This is a genomic window from Allobosea sp. GW823-FHT02B03 (assembly GCF_058797755.1).
In genome coordinates this window covers 562,503-577,912 of record NZ_JBXAJY010000004.1, presented here as the reverse complement: position 1 = coordinate 577,912, position 15,410 = coordinate 562,503, and the positions used below count along the sequence as shown (strand labels likewise).

13 protein-coding genes are annotated in these 15,410 nt (G+C 68.3%); all 13 read right to left on the bottom strand.

The window, feature by feature from the left end; translation table 11 throughout:
* Position 1: 1 nt before the first annotated feature.
* Positions 2-1,747, bottom strand: a complete 1,746-nt coding sequence (locus tag AC1REK_RS16310; RefSeq protein ID WP_492269230.1) for a xanthine dehydrogenase family protein molybdopterin-binding subunit — start codon at positions 1,745-1,747, stop codon at positions 2-4.
* An 11-nt stretch (positions 1,748-1,758) separates the two neighbouring features.
* A complete protein-coding gene (locus tag AC1REK_RS16305) occupies positions 1,759-2,241 on the bottom strand; it encodes a (2Fe-2S)-binding protein (RefSeq protein ID WP_327524327.1) in 483 nt (160 codons plus the stop codon).
* A 10-nt stretch (positions 2,242-2,251) separates the two neighbouring features.
* Positions 2,252-3,076 carry an FAD binding domain-containing protein gene (locus tag AC1REK_RS16300; protein WP_492269231.1) on the bottom strand — a complete coding sequence of 275 codons (825 nt, stop codon included), beginning with the start codon at positions 3,074-3,076 and terminating at the stop codon, positions 2,252-2,254.
* Position 3,077: 1 nt separating this feature from the next.
* Positions 3,078-3,530 carry an SRPBCC family protein gene (locus AC1REK_RS16295; RefSeq protein WP_066469470.1) on the bottom strand — a complete coding sequence of 151 codons (453 nt, stop codon included), beginning with the start codon at positions 3,528-3,530 and terminating at the stop codon, positions 3,078-3,080.
* A gap of 4 nt (positions 3,531-3,534) precedes the next feature.
* Positions 3,535-3,972 (bottom strand): SRPBCC family protein, encoded by a 438-nt coding sequence (locus AC1REK_RS16290; RefSeq protein WP_492269232.1) that lies wholly within the window; start codon positions 3,970-3,972, stop codon positions 3,535-3,537.
* Between the two features lie 12 nt (positions 3,973-3,984).
* Complete coding sequence (locus tag AC1REK_RS16285) at positions 3,985-6,873, bottom strand: flotillin family protein (protein ID WP_492269233.1); 2,889 nt, start codon at positions 6,871-6,873, stop codon at positions 3,985-3,987.
* A 28-nt stretch (positions 6,874-6,901) separates the two neighbouring features.
* The gene (locus AC1REK_RS16280; protein WP_492269234.1) at positions 6,902-7,795 is read right to left on the bottom strand and encodes a phosphoenolpyruvate hydrolase family protein; all 894 of its coding nucleotides are present in this window, start codon (positions 7,793-7,795) and stop codon (positions 6,902-6,904) included.
* Entirely contained in the window at positions 7,792-10,041 is a 2,250-nt protein-coding gene (locus tag AC1REK_RS16275; protein ID WP_492269235.1) for an ABC transporter permease, read from the bottom strand. The genes AC1REK_RS16280 and AC1REK_RS16275 overlap by 4 nt, the downstream gene beginning before the upstream one ends.
* Positions 10,034-10,822, bottom strand: a complete 789-nt coding sequence (locus AC1REK_RS16270) for an ABC transporter ATP-binding protein (RefSeq protein WP_327524332.1) — start codon at positions 10,820-10,822, stop codon at positions 10,034-10,036. The genes AC1REK_RS16275 and AC1REK_RS16270 overlap by 8 nt, the downstream gene beginning before the upstream one ends.
* Positions 10,819-11,904 (bottom strand): branched-chain amino acid ABC transporter permease, encoded by a 1,086-nt coding sequence (locus AC1REK_RS16265; protein WP_492269236.1) that lies wholly within the window; start codon positions 11,902-11,904, stop codon positions 10,819-10,821. The genes AC1REK_RS16270 and AC1REK_RS16265 overlap by 4 nt, the downstream gene beginning before the upstream one ends.
* 2 nt (positions 11,905-11,906) lie before the next feature.
* Complete coding sequence (locus AC1REK_RS16260; protein ID WP_327524334.1) at positions 11,907-12,917, bottom strand: branched-chain amino acid ABC transporter permease; 1,011 nt, start codon at positions 12,915-12,917, stop codon at positions 11,907-11,909.
* A complete protein-coding gene (locus tag AC1REK_RS16255; RefSeq protein ID WP_316018439.1) occupies positions 12,910-13,764 on the bottom strand; it encodes a helix-turn-helix transcriptional regulator in 855 nt (284 codons plus the stop codon). Before AC1REK_RS16255 ends, AC1REK_RS16260 begins: the two co-directional genes overlap by 8 nt.
* Positions 13,765-13,928: 164 nt before the next feature.
* The gene (locus AC1REK_RS16250; protein WP_316018438.1) at positions 13,929-15,179 is read right to left on the bottom strand and encodes an ABC transporter substrate-binding protein; all 1,251 of its coding nucleotides are present in this window, start codon (positions 15,177-15,179) and stop codon (positions 13,929-13,931) included.
* Positions 15,180-15,410 lie beyond the last annotated feature (231 nt).

Genomic DNA, 15,410 nt, shown 5'->3' with positions numbered 1-15,410 from the left:
CTCAGCGCCTCCTCGTGCCGAAGACTGAAGAGAACCGCACCGCGCCATGCTGCGTCTGGGCCGGGGCGGCCGGCTGTGGCGGCGGCGCGGGCTGGTAGGACGGAGCAGCAGGAGAGCTGGCCGCTTGATAGGGCGGTGGCGCGTAGGCAGGCGGCGCGTTCGGCGGCGGCATCGTGGGCCGGGCCGGCTCGTAACGCGGCACCTGCGTCGGCGCGGCGCGCCCGTCGCGAGCCCCTTCCATCACCGGCTGCTTGCTCAGCGGGATGCGCGCCGTGCCGGCCGGAAGCGTCTGGGTCGGCGTTCCCGCTCGCGTCTCGGGCCGCCCAATCTGCCCCTTGGTGTCGACTGTCGTCGCGGGGATCTGGCCGCGTTCGCCAGCGCCACCATGCAGCGAGGACTGCCGCCTCGCCTGTTCTGAGAGCGGCCAGTTCGCCTTCTCGGCGGCAACCTGCACACATTCGACCAGCGCCGTGTTCTTGGCGGCGCGCCTGTGCGGCTTCATGTCCCCGTCGCGATAGGCGTTGAGGATACGGAACTCCATCGGGTCCATGCTCGCCGCCTCGGCGAGACGGTCCATCTGGACCTCGAGCGCGAAGTCGACCGCGGTGACGCCGAAGCCGCGCATCGCGGTGGAGGGGCAGCGATTGGTGTAGGCGACGTAGATGTCGGAGGCGACATTGGGGATCCAGTAGGGCCCCGGCACATGCGCCGTGCACTTGATCGCCGCATAGCTCGACAGCCGCGTATAGGCTCCGGCGTCGAAATAGCTGCGGATGTAGCGGGCGACGATGCGTCCGTCCCGCATCACGCCGTCCTTGATGTAGATGCGCTCGGCCCCGCGCGGCGAGCCGTAGAGCATCTCCTCCTCGCGATCGAGGACGAAGCGCACCGGCTTGCCGGTCAGCATCGCGCCGAGAACCGCCAGCGGCTCGGTCAGCGAGTCGACCTTGCCGCCGAAGCCGCCGCCGACCGTGCCGCCGATGAAATGCAGCCGGTTCGACTCGACATCGACGATCTTGGCGGTTGTCCCCAGCGCGAAGAACAGGCCCTGCGCGCAGGAATGCACGACGAAGCGGCCATTCTGCTCGGGCGCGGCGATCGTACCGTTGGTCTCCGTCGGCGCATGCTCGATCGGCGACATCTGGTAGCGATGCTCCATCACGATGTCGGCGCCAGAGAAGCCGCGCTCGACATCGCCGAAGCGCAGCTTCTGATGGTCGAAGCGCTCGTGATACTCGAAGTAGTTGCCGGGATAGGTCTCGTTGACGACGGGCGCGCCCGGTTTCAGCGCCTCCTCGACGTCGAACACGCTCTGCAGCGGCTCGTAGTCGATCCGCACCAGCTTCCTGGCCGCCAGCGCCTCGGCCTCGCTGTCGGCGAGGATCGCGACTACCGGCTCGCCCTTGTAGCGAACCTTGTCGACGGCGAGCGAAGGTTCGTCGTCCTTGCCGAAATTGATCAGGCTGAGCAGCGTGTTCTTGTTCACCGGCACATCGGCGCCGCGCAGCACGCGCTTGACGCCGGGCGCGCGCTCCGCCGCCGAGATGTCGATGGAGCGGATACGGGCATGGGCATGCGGGCTGCGGACGACCTTGAGATGCAGCAGGCCTTCGAAAGCGTGATCGTCGAAATAGCGCGTCCGACCGGTGACATGGCCGGGCGCGTCCTGCCGCTGCAGCCCCTTGCCGATCACGTTGAGGTTGTCGTCGCGCTCGTCGGCGAAGATGTCCTTGCGCATTTCCAGCATGGCGAGGCTCCTCAGGCTCGGCGCGCGCCGGGCGCGCTGGCGGCGGCGAGAATCGCGGCGACGATCGGCTCATAGCCGGTGCAGCGGCAGATATTGCCGCTGATCGCCTCGATCACATCGTCGCGGCTCGGGCTCGGATTCTTCGCGAGCAGGACGCGTGCCGCGGTCAGCATGCCCGGCGTGCAGAAGCCGCACTGGGCGGCGAAATGGTCCATGAAGGCGGCCTGCAACGGATGCAGGTTCGGTCCGTCGGCCAGCCCCGCGGCGGTCTCGACATGGCGCCCCTCGCAGGCGACCGACAGCGTCAGGCAGGAGAGCTGCGGCTCGCCGTCGACGAGCACGGAGCAGACGCCGCAGGTGCCCTGGCCGCAGCCATATTTCGGCGAGAAATCGCCGAGACCGCGCCTGAGCGTGTTGAGCAGCGTCTCCGGCGCATCGACGAAGGCGGCACGGTCGGAGCCGTTGAGCCGGAACTGGACCGGGATCTTGGCCATGGCGACCTCCTCAGCGGGGCTCGCCGGCCAGCAGCCGGCCGAGATGGATGGGCAGCACTTCGCGGCGGTACCATTCGCTCGCGATGGCGTCGGTGGCGGGACGGCAGCCTTCGAGCGCGGCCTGCCTGGCGGCCTGGATCGCGGCGGCGTCGAGCGCTTTGCCGTCCAGCGCCCGCTCGACCCCGCGCGCCCGGATCGGCGTCGGCGCCATCGCGCCATAGGCGATGCGCGGCTGCGCGGCGCGCCCGCCCTGCAAAGGCAGATGGGCGGCGATGGAGAGCACCGAAATGCCCTTCGGCTTGACCCGGCTGATCTTGCGGAAGTGGAACTCAGCCTGATTGGCCGGTCGCGAGAACTGTACGCCGGCGACCAGTCCCGAGACGCTGCCGCGGTCGCGGCCGGCGAGGAGCTCTTCCAGCGGCACGCCGCGCCCGGTGCCGTAGCCGGCCTGGAGCACGACCTGCGCGTCGAGGGCCAGCAGCGCCACCGTGAAGTCGCCATAGGGGGCGGCCGCGAAGAGATTGCCGCCGACCGTTGCCATGGTGCGGATCGCCGGGCCGCCGATGGCGCGTGCGGCGGGGTGCAGGAAGGCGAGCTCGCGACTGGCCAGCACCTGGGCCATGGTCACGCCGGCGCCGAGCTCGATGCGCGGGCCTCCGGTGCTCATCTGCCGGAATGCGGGGTCCGTGATGCGCACCAGCGTGCCTTCGGTCAAACGCCCTTCATTGACGTCGCGCATCACCAGCGTACCGCCGCCGAGCAGCACGGCCTGGCGATCCCCGGAGAGGATGCCGGCGGCCTCGGCGATCGTCGCGCAGCTTCTCACGCCGAGCATGTCAGACGCCCTCCCTGGCCAGTTCGGGCAGGCGGCGCACCGCCTCGATGCCGTTGGTGTAGACCTCGTCGCCGACGATCCGCGCGAGCTCGGCCTCGCGGCCGGGCGGCGTGGTGAAGCGGCTCTCCCAGTGCCAGAAGGCCCGGTTGCCGTCCGTGACCGGCAGCAGCCGGACATGGGCGACGTAGTTGAAGAGCGGGATCGGCGTATCGAGCAGGCAATAGCTGAAGGTCATTTCGAGGTCCGAGAGGGTCAGGAGTTGCTCGCGTAGCTCGCTGCCGTCCTGCAGGGAGAAGCGACGCACGCAGCCGATCCTGTCGGAAGGGTGCCCGCGCTCGATCTCGCTTCGCGCGACGATCGGGTGCCAGCGATCATGGCCGTTGAAATCGCGCAGGATCGCCCAGAGCCGGTCGACCGGCGCGTCGATGATGGTGCTGCGGACGACGTGAGGCATGGCCTCATCCCCCGAATGCGCGCTTCAGCGCGTCGAACCCGCCCTGGAAGACGTTCGTGCCGATCCCTTCGACCAGCTCGGCCTCGCGCTCGGGCGCGCAGTCGAAATCGGCGGACCACTCGATGAAGGTACGTTCCTGATCGGTGATCGGCGTCAGCCTGAGCGTCGCGACATAGTTGGTCAGCGGCATCGGCGAGTCGAGGATCGAATAGGTGCAGAACATGTCGTAATCCGACAGGCCCAGAAGCTGCTCGCGCAGCCTGTCGCCGCTGCGCAGGCTGAAGGCGCGGATGCAGCCGACCTTGTCGGAGGGCTCGCCGTTCTCGATCCGGCTTTCCGCGATGCGCGGGTGCCAGTTCGGCAGGCCGTTGAAATCGCGCACGCGGGCCCAGACCTTGGCGGTGGGGGCGGCGATGACGCTGGAGACGTAGACGCGGGCCATGATGCTTCGTCCTCAAGCCTTCGTCTCGGGCGCGCCGTCGGCGCCACTGCTTCCGCCGGAGCCGCCACCTTTGGGCTTGGCCGGCTGCGCTTCCTTGGCGACGCGCTGCATGTCGGAAGCCTCGCGCATCAGCCCGCCCATCTTGGCGAGATTGCCGCCCTCGATGCCGATCTCCTTCAGCACCTGGTCGATCATCGGCGCCTGCACCCGGTAGCGCAGGGCGGATTCGATCACCTCGTCGGTCGGCGAACGCGCCGCCCCGCCGGCCCCGCTCGCTCCCACCCCGCCGGCGAGCCCGTCGACATGGAGGATGCGGATGCCCTCGATCTTCTCCATCGGCTTGACGCTCTCGCGCACGATGCCCTCGATCCGGTCGAGCAGCCGGCGCCGGAACAGCCCGTAGCGGGCACCGTCTGTGAGCACGTTCTCGGCCTCGTAGAGCAGCTTCTGCGCCTCGGCATCGACCGCCTTGCGGATCTTGTCGGCCTCGGCGGCGATGCGCGCTTCCTCGGCCGCCTTCTCGGCGAGCAGGACCTCGACGGTCTTGCGGCGCTTCGCCCCCTCGCTCTCGCGGATGGTCTTGACCTTCTCTTCGGCCTCGACCGCCTTGCCGCGGGCGATCTCGGCATTGGCCTGGGCGGCGGATTCCTCCAGCGACTTGGCGTAGAGCGCGATCGCCTTGTCCATCGCCGCGCTCTCGACCTCGCGCTCGCGCTCGATCTCGAGCTTGCGCAGTTCGCGCTGGCGGCCGACGCGAGCCTCGTCCAGCCCGCGATCGGACGAGATGCGGGCCCGCTCGACCTCTTCGTTCGAGGCGATCTGCGCCTCCTGCAGCGCCTGGGTCCGGGCGATCTCGAGCTGCTCCAGCGCCCGTCGCCGTTCGATCCGCGCCGCCTCCAGCGCCTGCTCGCGGGTGATATCGACGGTCTCGACCTGCTGGCGCGCCGTGATCTCGGCCTGGCGCAGCGTCTTGTCGGCGTCGGTCCGCTCGACCTTCTTGGCGGCAACCGCGATGGCGCGCTCTTCCTCCGCGACCTCGACCGCCTTCTTCTGGGCGATCTGCAGCATCTCGCGGGTCTTGGAAGAGTCGATCCGCTCCTTCTCGAGCCCGAGTTCGGTGACGATGCGCTGACGCTCGACCGCATCGCGTCGCTTCAGCTCGGCGGCGTCGAGATCGGCACTGCGCTTGATCTCCAGTTCCTTCGTCGCGAGCTCGGCGGCGATCCGCTCGGCGGCGACCGCCTTCTCCTGGGCGATGCGCGCGGCCTCCGTGGCCTCGCGAGCCGAAATCTCGGCGGTTTCGATCGCCTGATTGCGGAGGATCTCGAGACTGCGCACCTCCTCGTCGCGGCGGATGCGCTCGCCGGAGACGGTCCGCTCCTGCGCGATGCGCGCCTTCTCCACGCTTTCGCGGGCGGCGATCTCGGCAGCCTCGATAGCCTCGGTGCGCCCGATCTCGAGCAGGCTCTTGCGCTGTTCGAGCGCGATGCGATCGGCCGTGATGGCGTTGTCCTGCGCGATCCGGGCCTTCTCGACGGCCTCGCGCGCCGCGATCTCGGCCTCGTCGAGCGCCCGGTTGCGGGCGATGCCGAGCGCTCGGACGCGCTCCTCCTGGGCGATGCGCGCAGTCTCGACGGCCTCGCGTGCCGCGATGTCCTCCTGGTCGAGGGCGCGCGTGCGCTCGATCTCGCGGTTGCGCACCTCCTGCTCGCGGGCGATGCGCTCGGCGTTCACCGCCGTCTCCTGCAGGATGCGGGCCTTCTCGGTGGTCTCGCGGGCGGCGATCTCGGCCGCCTCCAGCACCTTGGCGCGCTCGATCTCCTTCTGACGGATCTCGCGCTCGGAGGTGATGCGGGCCGCGTTGATCGTCTGCTCGTTCGCGATGCGCGCCTTCTCGACCGTCTCGCGCGCCGCGATCTCGGCCTCCTCGACGGCCTGTGTGCGCGCGATCTCCTGCTGGCGGATCTCACGCTCGGAAGCGATGCGCGCCTCGCTGATCGCGCGCTCATTGGCGATGCGCGACTTCTCGATCTCCTCGCGCGAGAAGATCAGCGCCTGCTCGGCCTCGGTGTCGCGCGCCGCCCGCTCGCGGGCGACCTCGGCGCGCTGCACGGCGCGCTTGATCTCGATCTCGCGCTGCTGTTCGAGCCGCGCCGCCTCGCTGTCGCGCTCGATGTCGAGCGCCTGGCGCTCGGCCTCGAGGTTGCGGGTGCGGATGCGGATCATCGAGTCCTGCTCGATGTCGTTGCGCAGCTTCCGCTTGTCCTCGATCTCCTCGATGATCCGCGTCAGACCGGCGGCGTCGAAGCGGTTCGACGGGTTGAAGAACTGCAGATCGGTCTGGTCGAGATCGGTCAGCGCGACCGATTCCAGCACGAGGCCGTTCTGGTCGAGAGCCTCGGCAGCGGCGTCCTTGACGCGCTGGACGTAGGTGCCGCGCTGCTCGTGCATCTCCTCCATCGTCATCTCGGAGGCGACGGTACGCAGCGCCGAGATGAACTTGCCGGAAAGCAGGGCGTTAAGCTGATCTGGCTGCAAGGTACGCCGGCCGAGCGTCGCGGCGGCGACCGAGACCGACTCCCGCTGGGGCCGAACGCGCACGTAGAACTCGGCGTCGATATCGACGCGCATCCGGTCGCGGGTGATCAGCGCGTCGTTGTTGGCGCGCGTCACGGCGAGCTGCAGCACGTTCATATTGACCGGCGTGACGTCGTGGATGATCGGCAGCACGAACGCGCCGCCATTGATCACCACTTTTTCGCCGAACAGGCCGGTGCGGACGAAGGACACCTCCTTCGACGAGCGGCGATAAAGCCAGTTCACCAGATAGACGACGATGGCGATGACGATCACCGCCACGATCAGCCAGAGGATCAGCGATCCGATCAGCTGTCCCGTCATGTCCTCATCCTCCCGCCCGTCCTTCGGGTCACTTCGACTTGCCGGCTTGGCGCGCCGGTCTCTTCGTCGTCTGCTTGTCCGTCGTCTCTTGCCGGCGCGCGATCCGCTTGAAGGCGCGGGTCTGGTCGCGGATCGCGATCTCGACCGGCAGTCGCTCCATTGAGGATGCGCCGTAGAAGCCGTGGCAATGCTTCGTGTTCTTCATGATGAAATCGGCATCGGCCGGCTCGGCGACCGGCCCGCCATGGACGAGGACGATCGCGTCCTTCTTCACCGCGAGCGCCGCCGCAGCCCAGCGGTCGACGAGCGCCGGACAATCCGCGAGTTGCAAGGCCGTGCCGGCACCGATCGAACCGCCGGTCGTCAGGCCGAGATGGCAGACGATGATGTCGGCGCCGGCCTTGGCCATGGCGCGCGCGTCGTCCTCGCAGAACACGTAAGGCGTGGTCAGCAGGCCCTTCTGGCTGGCGAGCGAGATCATCTCGACCTCGAGCCCGTAGCCAATGCCGGTCTCTTCGAGATTCTTGCGGAAGACGCCGTCGATCAGCCCGACCGTCGGAAAATTCTGGACGCCGGCGAAGCCGATCCGCCTGATATCGTCGAGGAAGACGTCCATGCGCCGGAACGGATCGGTGCCGCAGACCCCGGCGATCACCGGCGTCCGCTGCACCACGGGCAGCACCTCGGCGGCCATCTCCATGACGATGGCGTTGGCGTCGCCATAGGGCATCATGCCGGAGAGCGAGCCGCGCCCGGCCATGCGGTAGCGGCCGGAATTGTAGATCACGATGAGGTCGATGCCTCCGAGCTCCTCGCATTTGGCGGAGAGCCCGGTACCGGCGCCGCCGCCGATGATCGGCTCGCCCTTGGCGATCATCGCCCGGAAACGCTTCAGCAGGGTCTTCTTGTCGAAAGGCGTCATGACCTGCCTCCGCTGGCCCGCTCGCGCCGGCGGCCGGCATGCAGTGCGCGGAACTGCTGAACCAGCGCCGCGGCGAAGGCGGGATCGTTGATGTGAAGCGGCAGGCGGATGAGCTGCCGGTTGGCGCTGGTGCGCACCGTCTGCTCCAGCGCCTGGACCAGCGCGGCGTCGGCGGCCGGGTCATGGAAGGCCTGGCCCGGCGCATCGAGCGCCGAGACGCCGCCTTCGGGGATCAGGAAGCGGACCGGGCCTTCCATCTGGTTCAGCCGCTCGCCGATCCAGCGGCCCATGCGCGCATTCTCCTCCGGCGTCGTCCGCATCAGCGTGATCTGCGGGTTGTGCGGGTAGAGCTTGCGGCCGCGATAGCGCTCCGGCACCGTCTCGGGCGCGAAGAAGTTGACCATGTCGAGCGCGCCGACCGAGCCGACATAGGGGATGCGCGTGCGGATGACCGCGCCGAACCGGTCCTCCGTCGCCGGCAGGAAGCCGCCCATCATCATGTCGCAGATCTCGGTGGTGGAGACGTCGATCACCGCGCCGACAAGGCCGGAATCGACAAGCTTCTCCATCGATTGGCCGCCGGTGCCGGTGGCATGGAAGACGAGCGGCTCCCACTCGGCCTCGAGCAGCTTGGCGATCTGCTGAACGCAAGGCGTCGTGACGCCGAACATGGTCAGGCCGACCAGCGGCTTCTCGGGCTCTGCCCGCCGCGGCGTGGCCTCGCGCTTGAGCTCGGCGAGCCGTGCCTTCGCCATCGCCGCGACCGCGCGGGCGCCATTCCCGAGCACGAGCCGCGAGACGCGGTTCAGCCCCTGCACATCCGTGACGGCGTGCATCATCGTGATGTCGGTCGCGCCGACATAGGCGCGCACATCCCCCGAGGCCATGGTCGAGATCATCAGCTTGGGCACGCCGACGGGGAGCGCCTGCATCGCCGGCGTCACGATCGCGGTGGCGCCGGAGCCGCCGGCGGAGATGATGCCGAGCACGCCCTCCTGCCGCGGCAGCCAGGCCGCGAAGGCTTCCGTCATCGCCGCGACCGCCGTGCCGCGATCGCCCGAGGAGATGCCGGTCGAGCCCCTGGCCGAGGCGAGCGCGACCTGCTGGGGCGTGACGTCGCCGCCGGCGCTGCGGCCCGAGGTCGAGAGATCGACCAGCAGGGTCCGCAGCCCCTCGGCGCGGACGAGGTCGCGGATATAGCGCAGCTCCTCGCCCTTGGTGTCGAGCGTGCCGGCGATGACGACATAGGGCTCGCCCGCGCCTGCCGCGGCGGCGAGCGGCCGGATCGCGCCGACATGCGCGCCGTCGCGCGTCGCCAGGGTCGGGCGGGAGATCGTGCGCGCCTGGGCCTCGATCCGCGCCGCCGGGATGGGCTGCGACCAGCGGGTCGGGATGACGGGGTTGGCATTGTAGACGCGGGTCGGGCCCGCGACGATGGCGGGTGCGGGACGTGCGTCGGCGGCGCCGGCCGTGGGGTCAGGCGCGCCGTCGGTTTCGTCATGGCCATGGCGCCCGACACCGAGCAGGCGCTGCTGCAAATCGCGGTCGCCGGCGAGCGTCGCCGAGGCGATGATGCGGTTGACCCGGCCATTGACCATGATGGCGACCGGGTCCGACATCTGCGTGGCGACGCCGATGTTCTGCTCGATGACCAGGATCGCGACATCGCCCTGGTCGGCGAGCCGGACGAGCATCTCCTCGACATGGGCGACGATCACCGGCGCCAGCCCCTCGGTCGGCTCGTCCATGACGAGCAGGCGCGGGTTGAGCATCAGGGCCCGGCCGATCGCCAGCATCTGCTGCTCGCCGCCGGAAAGCTGTGCGCCGCCATTGTTGCGGCGCTCGGCGAGCCGGGGAAAGGCTTCGTAGATGCGCTCCCGCGTCCAGGCGCCGCGCTTGCCGCGCTGCATCAGCTGGAGATGCTCGTCGACGGTGAGCGAGCGCCAGAGCCGGCGCCCCTGCGGGACATAGCCGATGCCGAGACGGGCGATCTCGGCGGGCGAGCGGCCGGCGATCTCCTCGCCGAAGAACCGGATCGAGCCCGACGAGATCGGCACCAGCCCCATGATCGCCTTGCACATGGTCGTCTTGCCCATGCCGTTGCGGCCGACAACGGACAGCACGCCGCTCTCCAGCGTGAGATCGACGCCCTGCAGGGCATGGGAGCGCCCGTAGAACACGTTGAGCCCGGCGATCTGCAGGATCGGCACGCCGGCGGCGGGCGGAGGCCTGAAGCGCTCAGCCATGGCCGCCTCCGAGGTAGAGTTCCTGCACCTCGGGATCGGATTCGATTTCGTCCGGCCGGCCTTCCTTGAAGATGCGGCCGTTGTGCATCATCGTCACGCTCTCGACGACGCGCAGCGCCACATCCATGTCGTGCTCGATGATGATGTAGCCGATATGAGCCGGCAGCGAGGTCAGGATATGGACGAGGTCGCGCCGCTCCGTCGGCGAGAGGCCGGCCGCCGGCTCGTCGAACAGGATGAAACGCGGCGCGCCCGACAGGGCGAGCGCGATTTCGAGCTGGCGCTGCTGGCCATAGGCGAGCTCTCCGACCAGCCGGTCCTTGACCGCAGAAAGATGCACGGCCTCGACCAGCCCTTCGGCGGCGTGGACGAGCGCATCGTCGCGGCGCGGTCGGACGAGGGAGAAGCGGTTCCGCGAGACGCCCCGGCAGGCCAGATAGACATTGTCGAGGACCGAGAGCCCGGTGAACAGCGAGGAGATCTGATAGGTGCGCCGCAGGCCGCGGCGGATGCGCTCCTGCGGCGGAAAGGCGGTCACATCCTCGCCGAAGAACCGGATCAGGCCGGTGCTCGGCGCGAAATCCCCGGTTATGCAGTTGAACAGGGTCGTCTTGCCCGCGCCATTCGAGCCGAGCACGGCGCGACGCTCGCCGGGGCGCACCGAGAGCGTGACGTCGGACAGCGCGGCAAGCGCACCGAACAGCCGCGAAACGCCGCGCAATTCCAGCGCATTGGCCGAGCCGGCGGAGGCCAGGCTCTCGCGTGCGGTGACGGCGCTCATGGCGAGCCCCCGCCGATGCGCATGCCGGCCTCGCGGGCCTCGCTGCCCTTGCGATAGCGCTCGCGCAGGCGTTGCCAGATGCCGATCAGCCCGTCGGGCGAGAACAGCACGATGACGAGAAAGCCGAGGCCGATCAGCAGCTGGTAGCGCTTGCCGTCGAGGCCGACCCCTTCCAGCATGTCGAGCGAGAAGGTCCGCAGCAGCACATAGACAAGTGCGCCGATGAACGGGCCGATCGGGCGGCTGAGGCCGCCGACGACGGCGATGATCAGCATGTCGACGACAGGACCGACCCCGGCCGTGCCGGGCGAGATCTGGCGCTGATACCAGACCAGCAATACGCCGGCGCAGGCGGCGATGAACGAGGCGAAGGCGTAGGCCGCGATGCGATGGGCGACGACGTCGAAGCCGAGGGCCGCCATGCGGCGCGGATTGTCGCGCGTCCCCTGCAAGGCGAGGCCGAAGGGCGCCCGCGAGACATAGATCACCGCGCCATAGGCCAGAGCGGAACAGGTCAGCGTGAGATAGTAGAAGGGCAGGTTCTGGCCCCAGTCGATGCCGAGGAAGACCGGCGGCTTGATGCCGTTGAAGCCGCTGAAACCGTTGAAGATCGTGTAGTTCTGCAGCGCGAGGTAATAGAAGGCCGAGGCGATCGCGAGCGTGATCATGATCGTGTAGATGCCTTCGGTCCGCACCGAAAGCGCGCCGCTGAGCGTGCCGAACAGGGTCGCGACCAGGATCGCGACCGGCGCCGCCATCCACCAGGGCCAGTGCAGGCTGATCTGCGAGATCGCGCTGTCGCCGAGGATCGCGACGAGATAGCCGGCGCAGGCCGCCACCGTCATCTGCGCGAGGCTGACGATGCCGCCATAGCCCGCCAGGAACATCAGGCCGAGCGCGACGAGGCCGAGGATCATCGAATAGGCGAAGATCTGGACGAGCCAGAACGGGCTCGCGATCGCGGGCATCACCAGCAGCAGCACCGCCACGACCCAGAAGGCCGTGCCGCGGCGTGCCAGCCAGGCCGGAAAGCCCTCCCGGGTGCGGGCGCGCTGCTCGAGGTTGAGATCGGCGATCGCCATGCTCAGCGCCTCGCCGCCAAGCCCTGCGGCCGCACCGCCAGGACCGCCACCATGATGACGAAGGTCAGCATCACCGCGTAGGTCGGCATGTAGACCGAGCCGAACTGCTCAGCGAGGCCGACGATCAGCGCGCCGATCGCCGCGCCGGGGATCGAGCCCATGCCGCCGACGATGACGACCACCAGCGAGGACAGCAGGATCTTGGTGTCCTCGCCCGGCTGCAGCGACTGGAAGGTGCCGCCGACGACGCCGGCCAGCCCCGCGAGCCCGGCGCCGAAGGCGAAGATCATCACGAAGACGAGCTGGACGCGCACGCCGGTCGCCGAGAGCATGTCGCGATCGTCGACACCGGCACGCACCAGCATGCCGACCCGCGTCCGGTTGAGCGCGAGCCACATCAGGACACCGACGATGACGGCCCCGACCAGGATCGCGAGGCGCACCAGCGGATAGGTCATCATCACCGGGTCGCCATTGCCGCGCAGCGCCACGACGAAGGGCAGCTGGACCGGGCCGGAGAGCCAGTCCGGCGTCGTCACCTGGAAGGTGTCGCCGCCATAGTTCCACAAAAGGAGGTCGGCGAAGATGATCGAGAGGCCGATGGTCACCAGCGTCTGACGCAGGTCCTGGCCTTCCATCCAGCGGAAGAGCAGCACCTGCATCAGCACGCCGACGATGCCGACGACGACGAAGGCGGCCAGGAGCGCCAGGAGCCAGGAGCCGGTGAGATGGCCGACGCTGTAGCCGAGATAGCCGCCGAACAGATAGAGCGAGCCATGGGCGAGATTGACGTTGCGCATCAGCCCGAAGATGAGGGTGAAGCCGCTGGCGACCAGGAAATAGAGCGCGCCGAGCGTGATGCCGTTGAACAGCGCGCTCAGGAAGACGCGCTTGCGTCCCAGCATCGCTTCCATCCCCGGCGTCCAGACCGAGAAGATCAGCCAGGCGAGGATGCCGACCGCGAAGATGATGACCAGAGACCAGATCGGGCGGCGCGCGACGAAGTCAGACATGGGCCGCCTGCATGGGCGCCGGGCCGACCGTGCGCAGCACGCGGCGGTAGTCGCGCGGCGCCATGCCCATATGGGCGGTGAAGAAGCGGGTGAAGACGCTCTGGCAGGAGAAGCCGAGGCCGTTGCCGATCCGCGTCACCGGGTCCTGCGAGAAGACCAGCCGGTCGAGCGCGGCATCGAGGCGGACGGTGTTGGAAAAGACCGTCGGCGTCACGCCGACCTGCTGGCGGAACAGCTTGAAGAAATGCGCCCGCGACAGCCCGGCTTCGCGGGCGACGCGCTCGAGCGCGCCATCATAGCTCGGGTGATCTTCGAGCAGCCGGCAAGCGCGCAGCACCCGGCGGTCGAGCGCGCCTTCCGGCGCGAGATGGGCGAAGGAGGAAGCCAGCGTCGGCTCGATCGGTTCGCTGGAGGCCTGCGCCAGTGCCATCAGCACCGGCCCGAGATTGAGGTCGCGGCGTGAGCACAGCAGCATCTCGACGATCTTGTCGCGCCAGGCGGCAAGTTCGCGGGTCACGACCAGCTCCGATGAGGGAAAGAACGATCCTCCGAAGGGTGACATGCCCTGGGCCGCCAGCCATTCCGGCCTGAGATAGACGACGAGGAAGAGGCCGAAGCAGCCCTTGCTCTCCGGCTGGAAGTTGTGCGGTTCCCACGGGTTGATCGCGACCCCCATGAAAGGGTCGACGCGCGTCGTATGGCTGCCGACGGTCACGAGCCCACGCGATCCTTCGAGGAAGAAGATCAGATGCGCTTCGCGATGGGCGTGCAGCACCAGGGGCCGGTCGAGATCGTAGATCGAAACCCGGCCGAACGGACCGTGGCAGACCGCGACTGCGCGACTCATGGTTCCTCTCGAAAACAGGTCCGGCGGCACGACATTGGCCTCGTCAGGCCAGCCGCCATCCGTCGCCTGCGCAGATCATCGCAGGCGGCGGCACCGGGACGTCACAGGGACGAAGGGGGCGCGCATCTCGCGTAGCTCCCCCTTCGGCAGTCTTCGTCAGGCGTCTACTTCTTGCATTCCGGGTTGGTGCGCGAAGGCAGGCCCACCGCCTTGAAGGCTTCGGGGGACAGGCCCATCGTCTTCGACACGTTCGGAACCGTGCGGACGAACTTGTTGGTGAGTTCGCCGTTCGGCAGTTCCGCGACCTCGGTGATGAAGGTCGTCGCGATCGCCTGCCGGTCGTCGTCGAGCTTGATCTTGCCGTTAGGCGCATCGAGCTCAACCTTGGCCAGTTCAGCCCGCAGCTTCGCGCCGCCGTCCGAAAGGTCGGCGTTGACCTTGCCCAGCGCCGTCGCGAGCGCGGTGAAGGCGTTGTAGTAGTTGGTCGCGAAGAGGGACGGGCTGGCGAAGCGCTTGTCCGCCGGGAAAGCGTCCTGATAGGCCTTCACCCAGGCCTTCCAGCGCGGATCGTCCCAGGCATCCGCGACGCCGCCGGAAGACGGCGTGCCGACGAGGAGTTTCTTGGCCGCGCCGCGCGAGGAGAGCACGGTCTGGTCGACCATGATCGAGCCGCCGACGAACTTCGCGTTGCCGCCGGTCTGGCTGTACTGGTTCAGGAAGTTGACCGCGTCGCCGCCACCGAGGCCGAGGAAGACCGCGTCGACATCATCGGGAATATTGGCGATGACCGAGCCGAAATCCTTGGTGCCGAGCGGCACCCATTGGCGCTGGGTGATCTGCCCACCGGCGCCGCAATAGCCGAGCGCGAAGCCGAAGACCTGCGTGTAGGGGAAGGAGTAGTCCTCCGCGATCACGGCGATCTTCTTGAAGCCCTTGTCCTTGAAGACGTAGTCGCCGAGCCCGGCCATCCACATCGCGCCGTTGCTGTTGAAGCGGAAATAGTTCGGCGACGGATTGACGTAAGTGGTCTCGAGCGCGCCCGAGGAGCCGTCGACGACGGTCACGTTCGGAACGGTCTTCGAGTAGTCGCGGATGGCGATGCCCTCGGAGCCCGAGAGCGGCCCGACGATGACCTGGACCTTGTCCTGTTCGACGAGCTTGCGCGCGGCCCTCAGCGCGGAATCCGGGCTGGCATCGGTGGTGGCGATGATCAGCTCGACTTCCCGCCCGGCGATCTTGTTGCCGAGCTGCTTCAGCGCCACCTGGACGCCGCGCACGCCATCCTCGCCGCCGGACGTCAATGCGCCCGACAGCGTCGCCATCATACCGATCTTGAGTTTTTCCTGGGCGCCGGCAACCGATGAGGCAGCGACGAGACTGCAGACCGCGACGGCGGTCAAAAGCACCTTTCGCATCGAATTTCCTCCCTTCGTGTCTGACCACGCCGAAGGTTTCAACGGCGAGGCCGAAGGCGGCTTTTGTATCCGCTCTAAGGGAAAGGTAGCACACGGCGTCCCGCTGCCAAGGTCGCGGACATTGCGCAGGGTCTGCTTTTTGGCTTCGGTGTCAGCTTTGCCCGGCCGGGGCGCATTCTACGGCGATCCGGAACCAATCGAAAAATCATTCTCCAAAAATCGCTGTATTGG

Coding starts and splice junctions, on each gene's coding strand:
- AC1REK_RS16285 (WP_492269233.1), bottom strand. CDS start 6,873: ATGACGGGACAGCTGATCGGATCGCTGATCCTCTGGCTGATCGTGGCG.
- AC1REK_RS16300 (WP_492269231.1), bottom strand. CDS start 3,076: ATGCTCGGCGTGAGAAGCTGCGCGACGATCGCCGAGGCCGCCGGCATC.
- AC1REK_RS16260 (WP_327524334.1), bottom strand. CDS start 12,917: ATGTCTGACTTCGTCGCGCGCCGCCCGATCTGGTCTCTGGTCATCATC.
- AC1REK_RS16275 (WP_492269235.1), bottom strand. CDS start 10,041: ATGGCTGAGCGCTTCAGGCCTCCGCCCGCCGCCGGCGTGCCGATCCTG.
- AC1REK_RS16280 (WP_492269234.1), bottom strand. CDS start 7,795: ATGACGCCTTTCGACAAGAAGACCCTGCTGAAGCGTTTCCGGGCGATG.
- AC1REK_RS16290 (WP_492269232.1), bottom strand. CDS start 3,972: ATGGCCCGCGTCTACGTCTCCAGCGTCATCGCCGCCCCCACCGCCAAG.
- AC1REK_RS16265 (WP_492269236.1), bottom strand. CDS start 11,904: ATGGCGATCGCCGATCTCAACCTCGAGCAGCGCGCCCGCACCCGGGAG.
- AC1REK_RS16270 (WP_327524332.1), bottom strand. CDS start 10,822: ATGAGCGCCGTCACCGCACGCGAGAGCCTGGCCTCCGCCGGCTCGGCC.
- AC1REK_RS16310 (WP_492269230.1), bottom strand. CDS start 1,747: ATGCTGGAAATGCGCAAGGACATCTTCGCCGACGAGCGCGACGACAAC.
- AC1REK_RS16295 (WP_066469470.1), bottom strand. CDS start 3,530: ATGCCTCACGTCGTCCGCAGCACCATCATCGACGCGCCGGTCGACCGG.
- AC1REK_RS16250 (WP_316018438.1), bottom strand. CDS start 15,179: ATGCGAAAGGTGCTTTTGACCGCCGTCGCGGTCTGCAGTCTCGTCGCT.
- AC1REK_RS16305 (WP_327524327.1), bottom strand. CDS start 2,241: ATGGCCAAGATCCCGGTCCAGTTCCGGCTCAACGGCTCCGACCGTGCC.
- AC1REK_RS16255 (WP_316018439.1), bottom strand. CDS start 13,764: ATGAGTCGCGCAGTCGCGGTCTGCCACGGTCCGTTCGGCCGGGTTTCG.